Source organism: Haemophilus sp. SZY H56, from assembly GCF_054332415.1.
The window spans coordinates 1-1363 of sequence record NZ_JBTGNX010000032.1 but is presented as its reverse complement, the minus strand read 5'-3'; the positions used below and the strand labels follow the sequence as shown (position 1 = coordinate 1363).

General features: G+C 33.9%; 2 protein-coding genes. Both read right to left on the bottom strand.

The features are described 5' to 3' along the window. Positions 1-30: 30 nt before the first annotated feature. Complete coding sequence (locus tag ACXVWP_RS11075) at positions 31-234, bottom strand: DUF7695 domain-containing protein (RefSeq protein ID WP_458473405.1); 204 nt, start codon at positions 232-234, stop codon at positions 31-33. Further along, the gene (locus ACXVWP_RS11070; protein WP_369866972.1) at positions 231-1193 is read right to left on the bottom strand and encodes a replication initiation protein; all 963 of its coding nucleotides are present in this window, start codon (positions 1191-1193) and stop codon (positions 231-233) included. Before ACXVWP_RS11070 ends, ACXVWP_RS11075 begins: the two co-directional genes overlap by 4 nt. Between the last annotated feature and the right edge of the window lie 170 nt (positions 1194-1363).

Genomic DNA, 1363 nt, shown 5'->3' with positions numbered 1-1363 from the left:
TTCAATCGCTTTTTTATGTTTACATTTATGCTATCGGTCATCAGATTTTCGAATGTCGTATTCTGATAAATCTTGATAAGAGTTGGGTTCGTTATACAATCTTCTCGGGTATTCATTGCCACCATCAATAGATAGATTTCCACACTTACACGTTACATAATCGTGAGAATATTTTGATGTTACAATATCGCCACAAAGTAAACACCTGGCCTGATTTATTAGTAATTTTTTCATCGTTTACTCAATATTTCGTTAATCTCACGAGCAGAATATCGGTCTGTTATAGCGTAATACTTTGCTAAAACTTTCAGCCATTCAGTAGGAATTATTGAAAAACATTCCTCAATAATGATCCCTTTTTTCACTATTCCCAACTCTCGTATTTGTTTGATTGCACGGTTCAAGTTTTCCCTTGCCCATTGTCCTTCTGCATCACTTCCCTTTACTACTTGTGGGCGTTTTATTTCTTCAAAAACACCATGTATTTTTCGCATTCCGTCCAATTTTGGAATATTGGTAGATTTAACTTTTTTGGCTACTTGAAACTCTAATGCTACAATCTTACGACCAAGTTTTACAGGCTCAATGTTGAGCAAAAGATCTGATTTTTCGTTAATTTCATTACACGCTAGATTTATTACATCTCGTTTTAATATCTTAAACTCTTGATACTTGTCATCTAACTGTAAGATACGTCTTAATTCATCTATTTCGACCTTCTGATTTTTCATTCCTAAGAGTTTTACAGCTAACTCATATAAACGGATTGAATACGCACTTTTAAAACCACTTACACTTAAAAGCTCATATTGGGTAAAACCCAATCTTTTATCCAATTCAAATAAATAAGGCATAACCCTTCGGCTAAATTCAAAAGAAATCCGCCCTTCCCCTTTATGATATCTGGTGCGACTTTCAATCCAACGAAACTCCGTTGTTTCATTTTCTCCCTTTAGAATGATAGAGCGATCATATAAACGCTTAGATGCTCGCTCTAATTCGCTATATGCTAACTTTTCAGAAATACCAAAATGTTTAGCGTAATCTTTTACGTATAAAATCACATTGGCTTGATCAGCATCCCGGTTATCCAACTGAGCAAGGCTCAATAAAATTATTCTTTGCTCCGCAATCGTTAATTTGTAGCCAGCCTCTATTATTGGGTGAGCTTTTCTAATCATTAAATCGCTCATAAAACATCCTTTAAGTGATAGCATTTATGGTATTGGTGATATAATACACTTACTATCTCACCAATACCATAAAAAATATCACCTTTAACCATAAAAAGTATCACCTTTAACCATAAAAAGTATCACCTTTAACCATAAAAAGTATCACCTTTAAATCTGCAAAGCCTTGT

Excerpts from the sequence above, each read along its gene's own strand:
- ACXVWP_RS11075 (WP_458473405.1), bottom strand. The coding sequence starts at position 234 with ATGAAAAAATTACTAATAAATCAGGCCAGGTGTTTACTTTGTGGCGAT.
- ACXVWP_RS11070 (WP_369866972.1), bottom strand. The coding sequence starts at position 1,193 with ATGAGCGATTTAATGATTAGAAAAGCTCACCCAATAATAGAGGCTGGC.